The organism is Pimelobacter sp. 30-1, from assembly GCF_018831735.1.
In the GTDB taxonomy this organism is placed as follows: domain Bacteria; phylum Actinomycetota; class Actinomycetes; order Propionibacteriales; family Nocardioidaceae; genus Nocardioides.
In genome coordinates this window covers 1-16,009 of record NZ_NHTS01000003.1, presented here as the reverse complement: position 1 = coordinate 16,009, position 16,009 = coordinate 1, and the positions used below count along the sequence as shown (strand labels likewise).

The 16,009-nt window shown below is 71.2% G+C and carries 15 protein-coding genes; 13 read left to right on the top strand and 2 right to left on the bottom strand.

From position 1 onward, the window contains the following. Positions 1-2 precede the first annotated feature (2 nt). Positions 3-710: a carbon-nitrogen hydrolase family protein gene (locus CCO04_RS05315; protein ID WP_215813090.1), complete on the top strand. Its 708-nt coding sequence runs from the start codon at positions 3-5 to the stop codon at positions 708-710. Continuing rightward, positions 707-1,108 (top strand): hypothetical protein, encoded by a 402-nt coding sequence (locus tag CCO04_RS05310; protein WP_215813089.1) that lies wholly within the window; start codon positions 707-709, stop codon positions 1,106-1,108. Before CCO04_RS05315 ends, CCO04_RS05310 begins: the two co-directional genes overlap by 4 nt. Positions 1,109-1,278: 170 nt before the next feature. Here the strand turns inward: CCO04_RS05310 and CCO04_RS05305 are convergent, their stop codons facing one another. Continuing rightward, entirely contained in the window at positions 1,279-1,851 is a 573-nt protein-coding gene (locus CCO04_RS05305; RefSeq protein WP_215813088.1) for a TetR-like C-terminal domain-containing protein, read from the bottom strand. 99 nt (positions 1,852-1,950) lie between these two features. On the opposite strand from CCO04_RS05305, the gene CCO04_RS05300 reads away from it, so the two are divergent. The 11 genes from CCO04_RS05300 to CCO04_RS05250 all read left to right on the top strand — a co-directional run bounded on the left by CCO04_RS05300 (position 1,951) and on the right by CCO04_RS05250 (position 14,907). Next, a complete protein-coding gene (locus CCO04_RS05300; RefSeq protein WP_215813087.1) occupies positions 1,951-3,108 on the top strand; it encodes a phosphotransferase family protein in 1,158 nt (385 codons plus the stop codon). After that, positions 3,105-4,280, top strand: a complete 1,176-nt coding sequence (locus CCO04_RS05295) for a hypothetical protein (RefSeq protein WP_215813086.1) — start codon at positions 3,105-3,107, stop codon at positions 4,278-4,280. The genes CCO04_RS05300 and CCO04_RS05295 overlap by 4 nt, the downstream gene beginning before the upstream one ends. Positions 4,281-4,317: 37 nt before the next feature. Then, on the top strand, positions 4,318-5,772 hold the full coding sequence (locus tag CCO04_RS05290) for an aldehyde dehydrogenase (protein ID WP_215813085.1): 1,455 nt from the start codon (positions 4,318-4,320) through the stop codon (positions 5,770-5,772). Positions 5,773-5,860: 88 nt separating this feature from the next. Beyond that, the gene (locus CCO04_RS05285; protein ID WP_215813084.1) at positions 5,861-7,489 is read left to right on the top strand and encodes a succinic semialdehyde dehydrogenase; all 1,629 of its coding nucleotides are present in this window, start codon (positions 5,861-5,863) and stop codon (positions 7,487-7,489) included. A 4-nt stretch (positions 7,490-7,493) separates the two neighbouring features. After that, entirely contained in the window at positions 7,494-9,209 is a 1,716-nt protein-coding gene (locus CCO04_RS05280) for a GMC oxidoreductase (RefSeq protein WP_215813083.1), read from the top strand. A gap of 357 nt (positions 9,210-9,566) precedes the next feature. Further along, entirely contained in the window at positions 9,567-10,058 is a 492-nt protein-coding gene (locus CCO04_RS05275) for a hypothetical protein (RefSeq protein ID WP_215813082.1), read from the top strand. A 3-nt stretch (positions 10,059-10,061) separates the two neighbouring features. Continuing rightward, positions 10,062-10,799: an ABC transporter ATP-binding protein gene (locus tag CCO04_RS05270; RefSeq protein WP_215813081.1), complete on the top strand. Its 738-nt coding sequence runs from the start codon at positions 10,062-10,064 to the stop codon at positions 10,797-10,799. A 35-nt stretch (positions 10,800-10,834) separates the two neighbouring features. Next, on the top strand, positions 10,835-12,052 hold the full coding sequence (locus CCO04_RS05265; protein WP_215813080.1) for a hypothetical protein: 1,218 nt from the start codon (positions 10,835-10,837) through the stop codon (positions 12,050-12,052). Continuing rightward, positions 12,039-12,611: a hypothetical protein gene (locus tag CCO04_RS05260; protein ID WP_215813079.1), complete on the top strand. Its 573-nt coding sequence runs from the start codon at positions 12,039-12,041 to the stop codon at positions 12,609-12,611. The genes CCO04_RS05265 and CCO04_RS05260 overlap by 14 nt, the downstream gene beginning before the upstream one ends. A 110-nt stretch (positions 12,612-12,721) precedes the next feature. Further along, positions 12,722-14,320, top strand: a complete 1,599-nt coding sequence (guaA, locus tag CCO04_RS05255) for a glutamine-hydrolyzing GMP synthase (RefSeq protein ID WP_215813078.1) — start codon at positions 12,722-12,724, stop codon at positions 14,318-14,320. Positions 14,321-14,727: 407 nt separating this feature from the next. Then, entirely contained in the window at positions 14,728-14,907 is a 180-nt protein-coding gene (locus CCO04_RS05250; protein ID WP_215813077.1) for a hypothetical protein, read from the top strand. Positions 14,908-15,033: 126 nt separating this feature from the next. Here CCO04_RS05250 and CCO04_RS05245 read toward each other — a convergent pair whose 3' ends face one another. Beyond that, complete coding sequence (locus CCO04_RS05245; RefSeq protein ID WP_215813076.1) at positions 15,034-15,909, bottom strand: HNH endonuclease; 876 nt, start codon at positions 15,907-15,909, stop codon at positions 15,034-15,036. Positions 15,910-16,009 lie beyond the last annotated feature (100 nt).

The following is a 16,009-nucleotide window of genomic DNA, read 5'->3' as shown; positions in this document are numbered from 1 at the left end:
AGGTGATCGTCGCCGCGCTCCAGGCCGAGGCCCGCTCGGGCGACCTCGCCCACAACGTCGCCACCGCCGCCCGCCTGGTCCGCCAGGCCGAGGCCCGCGTCGCCGTCCTCCCCGAGGCCTTCCTCACCGGGTACGACGCCGCGGCCTTCGCCGCCGACCTCCCCACCGCGACCACCCTCCAGGGACCCGCACTCGACCCGCTGCGGGCGGCGGCCGCCGCCACCGGGACCACCGTCGTCGCGTCGGCGGCCCTCGCGCGCGGCGCGGGTCGTCGTACGGTCAGCGCGGTGGTGGTCGAGCCGGACGGCACCACCTCGGCGCCGTACGACAAGCAGCACCTGGACGGCGCCGAGCCCGACTGGTTCGTCCCCGGCGACCGCCCCGCCACCCTGACTGTCGATGGAGTGGTCCTCGGTCTGTCGATCTGCAGGGACGGCAGCGTCCCCGAGCACGCCGCCATCGCTGCCGCGGCCGGCGCGAGCGTCTACCTCGCCTCGGTCGCCTACTTCCCCGGCGGCGCCCGCCGCCTCGACGTCACCTACGCCGCCCGCGCCCTCGACCACGGCCTCCACGTCGTCGTCGCCGGACTGACCGGGCGGTGCGGGCCGCACACGTTCATCGGCGGCTCGGCGGTCTATGCCCCCGACAGCACGGCGCTCGTCCGGCTGGGGGACGAGGAGGGCGCGGCGCTCGCGGAGATCCGCGGGTGACGGGGCGCCTCCAGCGTTTCGTCGACGCGCACCCGCGGTTCCGGGCGCTCATGATCGGCGCCCTCCCGCTCACCATCGCGGTGATCGACGTCCCGCGGATCGGCGCGACGCGCGACCTACTGGGGGACCGCTGGGCGGGCGTGCTCGGATGGGGGCTCGCTCTCGGCATCGTCCTGGGCGCGGTCGTCGCCGGAGTGTGGTTCGTGCATCGGCGCCTCGCCATCGCCGTCGCCGTCGTGGCCCTCTGCCCGTTCTTCCTCACCCATCCCCGGCACCGGGACGGCGGCATCGTGAGCGAGGCCGACCTGATCATGGTCGTGGGCGGCGACATCGTGTTCGGCGTCGTCCTGCTCGGCCTGGCCGGGCGCACCTTCCGCAGGGAGCCGGTCCGCGCCTAGGTCATGTCTCTCAAGTCCGCGCCTGCTGCGCGGCGTTTGCGACTCGATCTGGCGGCGTTGTCGCAGACTCGACCCACTATCGGCCCCGCCGTCGGCCCGCCTTCGCTGCTCCGCCTTGCCAGCTCGGCCGCAAACGCCGCTCGCGACGGCGCGGACTTGAGAGACATGCCCTAGGGCCGCAGGCTCCGCCCCAAGGTCGCGGTCAGCCGCTCCACCCACGCGTCGTCGAGCTGTCCCGGCGTGAGCAGCACCCCCGAGATCACCGCGCCGATGATCAGCCGCAGCAGGTCGTCGGCCCGTGCGTCGGGGTGGGCCTCGCCGGCAACGACGGCCGCACGCAGGCGTTCGTCGAGGGCCCGGAAGACGCCGGCGAAGCGCTGCATCATGGCGGCGTGCAGGTCGGGCCAGGTGCTGACCTCGGCGAGCAGGCCGGGCAGGGCGGCGGCGGCGACGGGGTCGCAGAGGGCGTCGCGGGTGCCGCGGACGATGCCGGCCAGGTCGGTGGCGAGGTCGTCGCCGAGGTGGAGCTCGCCGGCGAGCTCGCCGGGGAAGGCGGCCTCGTGGACGAGGTGGGGGAGGGCGGGCCAGCGGCGGTAGAGGGCGGGCTTGGTGGTGCCGGCGCGGGCCGCGACCGCGGCGACGGTGACGGCGGCGTAGCCGCCCTCGGCCAGCAGGGAGCGGACGGCGGCGAGCGCGTCCTGCTCGATCCGCGGGTCGCGCGGACGGCCGATTTTGGTCCCCATGAAGGCCTTCCCCTCTTTCGTTACCGAGGGTACCGTAATCGGCCATTGACAAGTTAGAACACGTTCTAACAGGCTGTGCTCACCCCCAGGAGGACCCCCGTGACCCAGTCCCCGTTGCCTGCCGACATCGCCGAGATGACGCTGCAGCGCTCCAGCCGCGACCAGGGTGCCGTGCACGACCGGCTCGAGGAGTGGCTGACCGGCGTGCTGCCCGACGGCGCCGCGCCGGAGGTGACCCTCCACGACGGCGTGCAGACCAACGGCATGTCGAGCGAGACGGTCCTGCTCGCGATCACCACCACCGAGGACGGCGCGCGCGTCACCCGCGAGTACGTCGCCCGCGTGGCGCCGGCGGCGAGCGACCTGCCGGTCTTCGCCGAGTACCGCCTCACCGATCAGTACGACGCGATGCGTCTGGCCGGCGAGCTGGCCGGCATCCCGGTGCCCGCGGTCGGCCTCAACGAGCCGACCGGTGACGTGCTCGGCACCCCGTTCTTCCTGATGGAGCGTCTCGACGGCGCGGTCCCGCCCGACGTGCTGCCGTACCCGTTCGGCGACAACTGGCTCTTCGACGCCTCGCCCGAGCAGCAGGCGCAGCTCCAGCGCAGCACCGTCGACGTCCTGGCCCGGCTGCACGGCATCCCCGACGCCGCGACGACCTTCGGCTTCCTCGACCCCGCGGTCACCGGGCATGAGGGCGCGTCCCCGCTGGCACGCAACCTCGCCAAGACCCGCGCCTGGTACGACTACGCGATCACCACCGCGGAGGCGAGCCCGCGCTCCCCGCTCATCGAGCGCGGTCTGGCCTGGCTCGAGGCGAACCTGCCCGTCGCGGAGGGCGATCCGGTGCTCGTCTGGGGCGACTCGCGCATCGGCAACATGATGTACCGCGACTTCGAGCCGGTCGCCGTCCTCGACTGGGAGATGGCCACCCTGGGGCCGCGCGAGATGGACCTCGCGTGGCTGGTCTTCGCCCACCAGGTCTTCCAGGAGATCGCGACCATGCTCGGCCTGCCCGGCATGCCCGAGTTCCTGGCGGCCGACGACGTCGTGGCGACGTACCGCGAGCTGACCGGCGTCGAGACCGGTGACCTCACCTGGTTCCTGCTGCACGCCGCGGTCAACTGGGGCTGCGTCTTCCTGCGCACCAGCGCACGCCAGATCCACTTCGGCGAGATCGAGCGGCCCGAGGACCCCGAGGCCGTCTTCCACCACCGACCGCTCCTGGAGCGGCTCCTCGAGGAGGTCGGCGCATGAGCACCCACCACGACCACGGCCTGCACGGCGAGTACTACGGCCTCGGCCCGCTCGACGAGTTCCCGATCCACCAGCTGCCGCGCCCGGTCGCGTGGGCGGGCAGCAGCGACCGCAACTTCTACGACCGCTGCTACCTCAACGCCCACGACCGCACCGGCGACCTCTTCCTCATCACCGGCCTCGGCTTCTACCCGAACCTCGGCACCAAGGACGCCTTCGTCCTGCTGCGCCGCGGCGACGAGCAGACCGCCGTCCACCTCTCCGACGCCGCCGACCCGCGCGGCGCGGACCGGATGGCCCAGCAGGTCGGCAACTACCGGGTCGAGGTCGTCGAGCCGCTCCACAAGCTCCGCCTGGTGCTCGAGGAGACCGAGGGCATCGCGATGGATCTCACCTGGGAGGGCTCCTTCCCCGTCGTCCAGGAGCTGCCGCACGTCATGCGCCAGGGCACCGGTACGACGCTCGACGCGCAGCGCTTCGCCCAGCTCGGCACCTGGGAGGGCGTCCTGAGCGTCGACGGCACCGACATCGCGGTCACCCCCGACCGCTGGCTCGGCAGCCGCGACCGGTCGTGGGGCATCCGTCCCGTCGGCGAGGCCGCGCCCGCGGGCAAGCCGGCCGACCCGGCCTTCGAGGGGATGTGGTGGCTCTACGTGCCGCTGCGCTTCGAGGAGTTCTGCGTCGTCCTCATCATCCAGGAGACCCCGGACGGCTTCCGCACGCTCAACGACTGCACCCGGATCTGGCGTGACGGGCGGGTCGAGCAGCTCGGCTGGCCGCGCGTCGAGATCCGCTACACCTCGGGCACCCGCGTCCCGACCGGCGCGACCATCGTGTGCACCACGCCCGAGGGCAAGGAGCTCGTGCTGGAGGTGACCTCCAAGCTGCCCGTGCCGATCCACGTCGGGGGTGGCTACGGCGGCGACTCCGACTGGACCCACGGCATGTGGAAGGGCCCGGCGTTCACCGAGCGCCTCACCTACGACATGAACGACCCGGCCGTCGCCGGCCGGGTGATGTTCGGCGTGATCGACCACGTCGGCCGGGCCACCGTGCACGGCCCCGGGGCCGGCGTACCGGACGGCTCGGAGGGATGGGGGCTCTTCGAGCACGGCGCCCTCGGCCGGCACGACCCCAGCGGCTTCGCCGACTGGTTCACCCTCGCCCCCTGATCCGCACGACCCGCACCACCTCGACTAGGAGCACGACATGACCCTCGACCGCGACGCCCTCTTCATCGGCGGCACCTGGGCCACGCCCGCCACCGACGCCGTGCTGGAGGTGGTCTCGCCGCACTCCGAGGAGGTCGTCGCCCGCGTCCCCGAGGGATCGACCGCCGACATCGACGCCGCGGTCGCCGCCGCGCGCCGGGCGTTCGACGAGGGGCCGTGGCCGCGGATGAGCCCGGCCGAGCGGATCGAGGTCGTGCAGAACCTCTCCGGCCTGTACGCCGCCAAGCTGGACGAGATGGCGACCATCATCTCCACCGAGATGGGCTCGCCCATCTCGTTCAGCTCGCTGGCCCAGGCGCCCGCGCCCTGGATGCAGATCGAGGCGTTCCTGGGCATCGCGCGGGAGTTCCCGTGGGAGGAGCGGCGTCCCGGCGTGCTCGGCGCGGACGTCGTCGTGCGCCACGAGCCGGTCGGCGTCGTCGCGGCGATCCCGCCGTGGAACGTCCCGCAGTTCACGATCCTGTCCAAGGTCGTCCCGGCGCTCCTCGCTGGCTGCACCGTGGTCGTGAAGCCGGCGCCGGAGACCCCGCTCGACGGCTACCTGCTCGCCGAGCTCCTGGTCGAGGCCGGCGTCCCCGAGGGTGTCGTCTCGATCGTCGCCGGCGGCCGCGAGGTGGGGGAGCACCTCGTGCGCCACCCCGGCGTCGACAAGGTCGCCTTCACCGGCTCGACCGCCGCGGGCCGCAAGATCGGCGCGATCTGCGGCGAGCAGCTCAAGCGGGTCTCGCTCGAGCTCGGCGGCAAGTCCGCCGCGATCATCCTCGACGACGCCGACGAGGCCGCCGCGATCGAGGGCCTGAAGTTCCTCGGCGTGATGAACTCCGGCCAGGCCTGCGTCGCCCAGACCCGGGTGCTCGTCTCGCGCGAGCGGCACGACGCCTTCGCTGCCGCCCTCGCCTCGGCGATCGGCGCCATGAAGGTCGGCGACCCGCTCGACCCCGCGACCGAGATCGGTCCGATGGTCGCGCAGCGCCAGCAGGAGCGGGTGGCGTCGTACATCCGGATCGGGCAGGAGGAGGGCGCCCAGCTGCTGGTCGGCGGCGAGGGTCGTCCCGAGGGTCTCGACCGCGGCTGGTACGTCCGGCCCACCGTCTTCGCCGGCGTCGACAACAAGATGCGCATCGCCCAGGAGGAGATCTTCGGCCCGGTCCTCTCGGTCATCGCCTACGACGACGTGGCCGACGCGATCCGGATCGCCAACGACTCCGAGTACGGCCTGGCCGGCACCGTGTGGACCGCGGACCAGGAGGCCGGCCTCGAGGTCGCCCGCGGGGTGCGCACCGGCACCTACGGCATCAACACCTACACGATGGACTTCGCGGCGCCGTTCGGCGGTTTCAAGGCCTCCGGGCTGGGGCGCGAGTTCGGGCCGGAGGGCCTGGCGCAGTACACCGAGGCCAAGTCGGTGTACCTCGCGGCGCCCCCGATGTAGTCCCTTGACATCAAGACGAGATGTGTAAAGCCACACATCCGTTACCGATCGGTAGCCGTAGGTGACCCTGCTCACCTACGCTCGTCACATGAGCGAAGCGATCCCCGGTTCCGGCGCCTCCGGCGGCCCCGTCGTGGAGGGCCCCCACGACCCCGAGCACGACCCCCGGGCGTCGTACGCCCTCGAGCCGGACTACGTCGCCCGGCTGACCGACCGGATCCTCGCGACGACGGGCCGGACCACCCAGGTCCACTCGCCGATCAACGGGGCGCCGGTGGCCAACATCCCGCAGTCGAGCACCGAGGACGTCGCCGAGGCGTTCCGGCGTGCGCGGGTGGCCCAGGCGGCCTGGGCGCGGGTCTCGATCGACGAGCGCTCGCGGATCCTGCACCGGCTCCACGACATCGTGCTCGACCGCCAGGACGAGATCATGGACCTGATCCAGCTCGAGTCCGGCAAGGCCCGCAAGCACGCCTTCGACGAGCCGCTGCACATCGCGCTGACCGCCCGCTACTACGCCCGTACGGCGCACCGCCACCTCGACACCGAGCGCCGGCCGGGCGTCGTCCCGGTGCTCACCCGGGTCGAGCTCAACCGGGTGCCCAAGGGCGTCGTCGGGATCATCTCGCCGTGGAACTACCCGTTCACCATGGCGCTGTGCGACGGCCTCCCCGCGCTGCTCGCCGGCAACGCCGTGGTCACCAAGCCCGACGCCCAGACCATGCTCTCCGCGCTGCTGGGCGCCCAGCTGCTCGAGGACGCCGGCTTCCCGCGCGACCTGTGGCAGGTCGTGGCCGGTCCGGGGCGTGAGCTCGGGACGCCGATCATCGAGCGCGCCGACTACATCTGCTTCACCGGCTCCACCGCGACCGGCAAGATCATCGCCAAGCAGGCGGCCGAGCGGCTCATCGGCTGCTCGCTCGAGCTCGGCGGCAAGAACCCGATCCTGGTGCTGCGCGACGCCGACATCGAGCGTGCGGCCGAGGGCGCGGTGCGGGCCTGCTTCTCCAACGCCGGTCAGCTGTGCGTCTCGACCGAGCGGATGTTCGTCGCCGACGCGGTCTACGACCGCTTCGTCGAGCGCTTCGTGGCCCGCACCAAGGCGATGAGCCTGGGCGCCACGCTCGACTGGGACGCCGACATGGGCACGCTCATCTCCGCCGACCAGCTCGAGACGGTCACCGCCCACGTCGACGACGCGGTCGCCAAGGGCGCCCGGGTGCTGGCCGGCGGCAAGGCGCGGCCCGACCTGGCGCCCTACTACTTCGAGCCGACGATCCTCGAGGGCGTCACCCCCGAGATGACCTGCTTCGGCAACGAGACCTTCGGCCCGGTCGTCTCGATCTACCGCTTCCACGACGAGGCCGACGCGATCGCGCGGGCCAACGACGGCGAGTACGGCCTCAACGGCTCGGTCTACACCCGCGACACCGAGCGCGGGCGCCAGGTCGCGCGCCAGATCAAGTGCGGCACGGTCAACGTCAACGAGGCCTTCGGCGCGACCTTCGCCAGCATCGACGCCCCGATGGGCGGCATGCGCGAGTCCGGCATGGGCCGGCGCCAGGGTGCCGAGGGCATCCACCGCTACACCGAGACCCAGTCGGTCGCCACCCAGCGGCTGATCCGCTTCGGGCCGATGCTCGGGATGTCCGACGAGGGCTACGCCAAGTTCATGTCCGCCTCGCTGCGGATCATGGACAAGCTCGGACGGGCGTGAACCGATGACCGACTTCGACTACGACGTCCTCGTCATCGGTTCCGGCTTCGGCGGCTCGGTCACCGCGCTGCGGCTGACCGAGAAGGGCTACAAGGTCGGTGTCCTCGAGGCCGGCGCGCGGTTCAGCGACGACGACTTCGCCGACAACTCCTGGGACCTCAAGAAGTACCTCTACGCCCCGTCCGCCGGCTGCTACGGCATCCAGCGCATCGACATGGTCAAGGACTGCCTGATCCTGGCCGGCGCAGGTGTCGGCGGTGGCTCCCTGGTCTACGCCAACACGCTCTACGAGGCGCTCGACCCGTTCTACGCCGATCCGTCGTGGGCGCACATCACCGACTGGAAGGACGAGCTGGCGCCGTACTACGACCAGGCCAAGCGGATGCTGGGCGTGGTCACCTACCCGCGGATGACGCCCTCGGACGAGGTGATGAAGAAGGTCGCCGACGAGATGGGGGTGGGCGACTCCTTCCACGCCACGCCGGTCGGTGTCTTCTTCGGCGGTCCCGGCCAGGAGGCCGGCGCCCAGGTCGAGGACCCCTACTTCGGTGGCGCCGGGCCGCAGCGCAACACCTGTCGCGACTGCGGCGAGTGCATGACCGGCTGCCGGCACAACGCCAAGAACACGCTGGTCAAGAACTACCTCTACCTCGCCGAGCAGAACGGCGCCGAGGTGCATCCGCTGACCACGGTCACCCGGGTCCGGCCGCTGGCCGGCGGGGGCTACCAGGTCGACACGCGCTGGACCAAGGCCAAGCTCTCGCGGCGCACCGCCACCAAGACCTACACCGCCGAGCAGGTCGTCTTCTCCGCCGCCGCGCTCGGCACCCAGAAGCTGCTCCACCGGCTCAAGGCTGAGGGCGACCTGCCCCACGTCTCGGACCGCCTCGGCCACCTGACCCGGACCAACTCCGAGTCGATCCTCGGCGCGATCGCGCCCCAGGGCGCCGACGTCGACTACACCGAGGGCGTCGCGATCACCTCGTCGTGGCACCCCGACGGGCACACCCACATCGAGCCGGTGCGCTACGGCAAGGGCAGCAACGCCATGTCGCTCATGCAGACCGTGCTCACCGACGGCGACGGGCCCGACCCGCGCTGGAAGGTGTGGCTCAAGGAGCTGTGGAAGGAGCGCCGCCGGGTCCGCGACCTCTACGACGTCAAGCACTGGTCCGAGCGGGTCGTCATCGCCTTGGTGATGCAGTCGGTCGACAACTCGATCACGACCTTCCCCAAGAAGGTCGCCGGCAAGTGGATCCTGTCCTCCAAGCAAGGCCACGGCGAGCCCAACCCGACCTGGATCCCCGCCGCCAACGACGCCGTACGGCGGATGGCCGCGGTGATGGGCGGCGGCACCGCCGGCGGCACCATCGGCGAGCCGTTCAACCGCCCGCTGACCGCCCACTTCATCGGCGGCTGCACCATCGGCGACAGCCCCGAGACCGGCGTGGTCGACCCCTACCAGCGGATGTTCGGGCACCCCGGGCTGCACATCGTCGACGGCTCGGCGATCTCGGCCAACCTGGGCGTCAACCCGTCGCTGACGATCACCGCCCAGGCCGAGCGGGCGATGGCCTTCTGGCCCAACAAGGGCGAGGCGGACTCCCGCCCGGCGCTCGGCGCGTCGTACGCGCGGATCGAGCCGGTCGCCCCGCAGGCGCCCGTCGTCCCGGACGACGCCCCGGCGGCGCTGCGGCTGCCCATCGTGGGTGTGAGCTGAGCGAAAGCTGATGCCTCGTGGGGCGGTCCCGGGAGATCCTGGGGCCGCCCCAGAACTTTTGTCGAAGTTGTCCGGACCCTGCGTAACCCACCCCACACGGGGTCGTTGAACTGAGCGAGCCCGGGAATTCACGCTCCCTCCCGAAGCCCGGGCTCGGTCCAGGCACTGTCCATCAGTTGCGTGGACAATCAGGGCCCGGCCACCCTCCCTCCCCGGCCGGGCCCTGGTGCGTTTTCCGGGGACCTCGCCCTGAGCGAAGTCCTGCGCAAAACGTCGATGACAGATCGAGTATGACCATACGAAGATGGGTCTGCCCGGCGCTCTGCCGGTGCCTGACCCTTCTCAGGAGGCCTGCTCATGACCACCCGACTGCACGCCCTCGGCGCCTTCGTCGCCTCGACCGTGGCGGCGGGCGCGGTCCTCGCCACGGCGCCGACCGCCTTCGCCGCCGACCAGGACTGGTACTCCCGCTCCGAGCCGCTCAACGTCTCCGACAGCGGCACGCTGCGGGGGCAGGCCTACGGGACGGCGTACCAGAAGAACGGCTACCTCAAGAACCACACCAACTGGCGCGACCGCAAGCCTGGCAACGACCATGCTGTCTACACCGAGACGAGCTACAGCTACTACAAGGTGTGTCCGGGCGGCGGGTCTCCCGCGTGGTGCCCTGAGGTCGGCAAGGACCAGAGCGCCCGCAGCAACTCGAGCGACTGGCGCGACCAGTACGACAGCGACGACTACTCGAGCCGCGGCGCCGACCGCGGCCGGGTGCACGTCAAGGTCTGCGAGGACCAGAAGTGGAGCGGCGATCCCTGCAGCCGCAAGCCCTACTTCACCTTCAGTCTCTGATCGATGACCGTTGCCCTCGCTGGTCTGCGGTGCACCTACAGCCGCACCGCGACCCCTGTCGTCGATGTTGACGAGCTCCTCCTGACCGGCGGCGTGTGTGGGCTCGTCGGCGTCAACGGCGCCGGCAAGTCCACCCTGCTCCGTACGCTGGCCGGCTGCCGCCGGCCCGAGGCGGGCACGGTGAGGGTCGACGACGTCGACCTCTACCGGCGCTCGCGGGGCGCGGTCATCGGGCGGATCGGCTACATGCCCCAGCAGCTCGACCTGCCGCGTGAGCTCCGGGTGTCCGACGCCCTCGCCTACGCGAGCTGGGTGCGCGGGGTCCCGGCCGCGCTGGCGGCTCGGCGCAATGCCGGCATCCTCGACCGAGTCGGGCTCGGGTCGCGCCGGGACGACCGCGTCGGGCGACTCTCCGGCGGGATGAACCGCCGGCTGGCGCTCGCCGTGGCCCTGGTCACCGAGCCCGACGTACTCCTCCTCGACGAGCCCACCACCGGTCTCGATCCGGAGCAGCGGGCGGCACTGCGCGCCATCCTGCTCGACCTCGACGCGTCCGCAGTGACGGTGTTGAGCAGCCACGTGATGGAGGATGTCGCCACGATGGCCGACCGGGTCGCCGTCCTCGAGGCAGGGCGGGTGCTCTACGACGGCGGGCTCGACCAGTTCGTCGCTGAACGCGGCGGGCCGGGCGCCTCTGCCGAGCACGCCTTCCTGGCCACCATCGCCGGGAGCCGGTCGTGAGGCGGTGGGCGACCTGGCTGGGAGGGCGGCGGGGCGTGCTGGTCATGCTCGTGGTCTTCGTGGCGGCCGGCGCGGTGGCGTCATCCGGCCGGATCAACGACTGGCGCGGCTCCTGGCGGATGGCGCTCGACGCGGGGGCCTCAGCGCGCGTCTTTCTCGGCCCGGTGGCCGCCGGGGCGGCGTGCCTGGTCTATGCCCGGCTGCGCTCCTCGGCGATGAGCGAAGTGATCCTGCAGAGCTGCCGCGACTGGCTGCGCTGGCTGCAGCCCCTGCTCGCGATCTGGGTGCTCGCCGTGAGCGCCCTCGTCGTGGTCACGGCCGGTGCGACGACGATCGCGTCGCTGTCGGGGGTGCCTGCGTATCCCGAGGACGTGTGGATCCTGCTCCCGGTCAGCGGCGTGCTGGCGGGGCAGGCCGCGATCGGTGCCGCGATCGGCTACGCGAGCGGTCGGCCCTGGACGGCGCCGCTGGCGGTGGTGCTGGTGCTGCTGGTCTTCTTGTGGAGCCAGTCCGGGCCGCTTCCCGAGTTCTTCCTCGACGGTGGGGCCACCGTCGACCTGGCGGGCTTCCGGTTCGTCCCGCGGGGCTGGCTGGTGCCCGGTGCGGCGGCGCTCGCGCTCACGGTCGTCGTCGTCGCGCTGGCCCACCCGCGGCTGTTCCTCGCGACGGCGGCGCGACGGGTGCTCGTGGGCGGGGCGCTGCTGGGGTGGGTGGCGAGCTGGTTCGCGATCGACGACGACATGACGGTCGACCTCCGCGCCGATCCGGAGTGGACGTGCGCCGGCGCGCAGCCGGAGGTGTGCGTCTACGCCGAGCATCCGCGGCCGCTGGCCGACCTGGCGGCCAAGGTCGACCGGCAGGCGGCGGCGCTGCGGGCGCTCGAGATCCCGATGCCGGCGCGCTTCGTGGAGTCGCTCGACGAGCAGCCTCCAGGCACCGGGTCGATCGACCTGGGCGAGTCCGGGGCGGACCGGGTGGTGCCCGACGAGCTCGCCACCGACGCCCTCACCCGGCCGACCTCGTGCCCCGCGGACTACGGCGACGAGCCGCCACACCTGTCCTTCGAGGCACGCCACCTGCTGGGGCGCTGGCTCCAGGTGCGGGCGGGGGTGCTCGAGCCTCGGCCCGAGGACCGCGACCGGGCCTGGCTGACCGGCGACCCGGCGCGCGCCGACGGGTGGGTGCGCACGACCTACCGCCAGCTCACGGACTGCGCCTACGCGCAGCTGCGGATGCCCGATGGCCTGGGCTAGTCGCGCGCTCGCCGTCGCTCGTGCCTGGGGTCTGGTCGCCGCGCTGGCGGTCGGAGTGCTGATGATGCTGGGGGCGCTGGGCACGGGTGACACGCCACTCTCGCTTCCCGTGCTCGGCAACCCGACGACGGTGCTCCACGTGATGCCGGTGCTCGGTGCGATCGCGATCGGCTTCCCCCTCGTCGATCGGTGGCCTGAGCTGACCCTGCTCGCCCCGTCGGCGCCCTGGCGCCCGCCCCTCCTGCGACTGCTGGGCTGCGTCCTCGCGTCCGTGCCGCTGGTGGCCGGCCTGGGCGGCGTCGGCTGGACGCTCGCCGGAGCCTCGGTCGCGGTCGGCTTCGTCGGCCTCGTGGCGCTCGCCGTCCCGCTGCTGCGCCTGTGGTACTGGGCGCCGATGCTCGTCGTACTGGTCCTGTGGGCGCGGCTCCGGCCGGCCTACCTCGCGTCCACCGCGGCGCCGGTCTGGCTGGCGATCGCGGGGCTCGTGCTCGCGGCCGGCGGCACCGTCTACGTCGGGCTCGAGACGCTGCGGGTTCGGCGCGCCCGAACCACCGGTTGACGCTGCGCCGAGCGAGAGGCGTTCGACTTGGCGAAGGTTCTCAACTTTTGGGTCGTTGCCCCGCCCCGGCCGGTTCGGGCGGTACGGCGCGCCCTCGATACGATTCGGCCATGACGGCGGCCGTGGACAACCAGCCCGAGCACGAGCACGACCACGACCTGGTCCTGGTGGTGGACTTCGGGGCGCAGTACGCCCAGCTGATCGCCCGCCGGGTGCGCGAGGCGCGGGTCTACTCCGAGATCGTGCCGCACACGATGCCCGTGGCCGAGATGGTCGCCCGCAACCCCAAGGCGATCATCCTCTCCGGCGGTCCCTCCTCGGTCTACGCCGAGGGCGCGCCGACGATCGACCCGGCCATCTTCTCGGCCGGCCCTGCCGTGTTCGGCATGTGCTACGGCTTCCAGCTCATGGCCGCCCACCTCGGCGGCACCGTGTCGGCGACCGGCGCCCGCGAGTACGGCCGGACGCGCGTCACCACCAGCCTGCCCGGCACGCTCCTCGCCGGCATCCCCGCCGAGCACAACGCGTGGATGTCCCACGGCGACTCGGTCAGCGCGGCCCCCGAGGGCTTCACGGTCCTCGCCTCGACCGAGGTCACCCCGGTCGCCGCCTTCGAGAACGTCGACCGCGGCCTGGCCGGCGTCCAGTGGCACCCCGAGGTGCTGCACTCCGAGCACGGCCAGAAGATCCTCGAGCACTTCCTCTGGGACATCGCCGGCTGCCGCCAGACCTGGACCATCGGCAATATCGCCGAGGAGCAGATCGCCCGCATCCGCGAGCAGATCGGCCCCGAAGGCCGCGCCATCTGCGGCCTGTCCGGCGGCGTCGACTCCGCGGTCGCTGCGGCCATCGTGCAGAAGGCGATCGGCGACCGGCTTACCTGCGTCTACGTCGACCACGGCCTCATGCGCAAGGGCGAGACCGAGCAGATCGAGCGCGACTTCGTCGCCGCCACCGGCGCCAAGCTCGTCATCGTCGACGCCGAGAAGCAGTTCCTCGACGCCCTCGCCGGCGTCAGCGAGCCCGAGACCAAGCGCAAGATCATCGGCCGCGAGTTCATCCGCGCCTTCGAGGGCGCCGAGCTCGAGGTGATCAAGGGCGCCCCCGAGGGCACCAAGGTCGGCTTCCTCGTCCAGGGCACGCTCTACCCCGACATCGTCGAGTCCGGCCACGGCGCCGGCACCTCGACCATCAAGTCCCACCACAACGTCGGCGGCCTGCCCGAGGACCTCGAGTTCGAGCTCGTCGAGCCGCTGCGCGAGCTCTTCAAGGACGAGGTCCGCGCCGTCGGCGCCCAGCTCGGGCTGCCCAGCGTCATCGTCCAGCGCCAGCCCTTCCCGGGCCCCGGCCTCGGCATCCGCATCATCGGCGAGGTCACCCGCGAGCGCCTCGACCTGCTGCGCGACGCCGACGCCATCGCCCGCGAGGAGATGACCGCCGCCGGCCTCGACGGCGACATCTGGCAGATGCCCGTCGTCCTGCTGGCCGACGTCCGCTCGGTCGGCGTCCAGGGTGACGGCCGTACCTACGGGCACCCCGTCGTGCTGCGGCCGGTGACCTCCGAGGATGCCATGACCGCCGACTGGGCGCGCCTGCCCTACGAGGTGCTCGAGAAGATCTCGACCCGGATCACCAACGAGGTGGCCGACGTCAACCGGGTCACCGTCGACATCACGTCGAAGCCGCCGGGCACCATCGAGTGGGAGTAACTAGTGGGCTTGACCTGCGCAAACGCAGCGTTCGGCGACTTGTAGTGGGGACGAAGCGCTTCCTCAGAGGACTGACACGCGGGGGAGCGAGCGCGATTTCAGAACCCGAATGGAGCGGGTTGTCTCTGAAGTCGATAGGTGACCGGCACGACCTGAGCCGCCCCTTCAGCAACGTGAGGGCGCCAGCGCGACACCACCTAGATGTCTGTGTGGGCAGTCGAGCCCCGCGATCTTGCCTGCCCGAGTCGTTCACCGCTCACCTGCTGCTATCACCCGTTCGTGCAGGAGTCGCGAGCCTGGCTCCGCTACCGTCACTGTGTGGCAGTGAAGTCAGAGGGCGTCTCGTCCCTCGCGGACTATATGAGATTCTTGCTTGACCGAGGAGTGACAGAGCGCCACTGACCTCGGTGAACTTCACGTTCGTCGAGACGATGCTGCCCGCCGGACATCGGTTGCACGTGGTCCTGCAGGGCATCGCGCGCGGCTTCTCCGCGGTCAAACATCCGCAGCATCGCGTCGACGAGCGGCCGACTCAGGGCGATTCGGCGGCTCTCGTCCTCCGGCCTGACTGGGACCGGTCAGCCTGATGGGACAGACCGATCGTCAGCGTCCGGAGGCAGCACGCCGCGAGTCGACCGCGTCAGCCACGCAATCCGCTGGGTCGTGCTGCCACCCCTTCGTTCAGCGACAAACCCGTCCTCAACGAACGCCACCTAGTCGGAGCCGGCGAGCAACGGTGATTGTTCAACACCGTTGGCCACACGCCACAGCTGTGCCAACCGGTCGTCGACCGCCCGACGAGCCTCAACGAGGTTGTCCGAGTCCGGACTGTTCACGGTGCGCAACACGGCAGTTGTCGCAGTCAGCACCGCAGCCGTAGAACCAGAGATGTTCGGCGAGATCATCCTGAAGACAGCAAGCTCCTCCTCCAGCGCGCCCAACGCATCACGGACACTGCGGTTCCGCGCATCCAGTTCCTCTGTCCTCTTCCCCTCCCACTCTCGCTGTTCTGCCAGAGGAAGTTGGATGCTCCGCGGGTTGATCCGCGTTCTCGTGCCGTCTTCATCGACGTCGTACATGACCCCGAAGCCCATCGCGGATCTCGCTCTCGCAGCCTCTTCTAGCGCGTATAGCTCTACCACCGCCTCGTGCGCCTCCTGACACACAAAGACGACGCGCTGCGCGAGTCGAGCCACCATGGTCAATGCTTGGCGCTCCTCCGCACTCAGGCCTACCAGCGCTCGGACCTGTTCCTCGCTTACGTCAGTTCCGCCGTCGGCACGACGTACTTGTTCTGCCTTCCATTGAAGTAGTTCGCCAACGCCGTACAGCGACTCGTGACGGTCAACGGGTGGGTGGTGAAGACCGCAAAGAAGCAAGAGATTCTCCGGACCGTTCAGATCTCCCTGGAAGCCTTCGTCGAAGCGCGGCCCCAGTCGGCTTTCCGAGCGGATGTGAGCGATCTGCGCCACGACGGTCGTGCGGCCCCTATCACGGAAGATCAGCGCAGTCGAACAGTCCGGGTAAGCGCATGCGTTGGCTTCGGCGAACAGAGTTTTCACAGTCGGAAGGGAGTAGCTGCGGCTCACATCAACACGCTAACGCTGACGAACCGAGCACGGGGCCAGGTCAAGTCCCGGCTAGTGGTGTAGCGCTGTGTTCCTTCGCTGGGGGGTTCAGGCAGTGAGT

Bases quoted from the DNA above. Each gene is read 5' to 3' on its own strand.
- CCO04_RS05305 (WP_215813088.1), bottom strand. From the start codon at position 1,851: ATGGGGACCAAAATCGGCCGTCCGCGCGACCCGCGGATCGAGCAGGAC.
- CCO04_RS05295 (WP_215813086.1), top strand. From the start codon at position 3,105: ATGAGCACCCACCACGACCACGGCCTGCACGGCGAGTACTACGGCCTC.
- CCO04_RS05290 (WP_215813085.1), top strand. From the start codon at position 4,318: ATGACCCTCGACCGCGACGCCCTCTTCATCGGCGGCACCTGGGCCACG.
- CCO04_RS05285 (WP_215813084.1), top strand. From the start codon at position 5,861: ATGAGCGAAGCGATCCCCGGTTCCGGCGCCTCCGGCGGCCCCGTCGTG.
- CCO04_RS05280 (WP_215813083.1), top strand. From the start codon at position 7,494: ATGACCGACTTCGACTACGACGTCCTCGTCATCGGTTCCGGCTTCGGC.
- CCO04_RS05275 (WP_215813082.1), top strand. From the start codon at position 9,567: ATGACCACCCGACTGCACGCCCTCGGCGCCTTCGTCGCCTCGACCGTG.
- CCO04_RS05270 (WP_215813081.1), top strand. From the start codon at position 10,062: ATGACCGTTGCCCTCGCTGGTCTGCGGTGCACCTACAGCCGCACCGCG.
- CCO04_RS05260 (WP_215813079.1), top strand. From the start codon at position 12,039: ATGGCCTGGGCTAGTCGCGCGCTCGCCGTCGCTCGTGCCTGGGGTCTG.
- guaA (WP_215813078.1), top strand. From the start codon at position 12,722: ATGACGGCGGCCGTGGACAACCAGCCCGAGCACGAGCACGACCACGAC.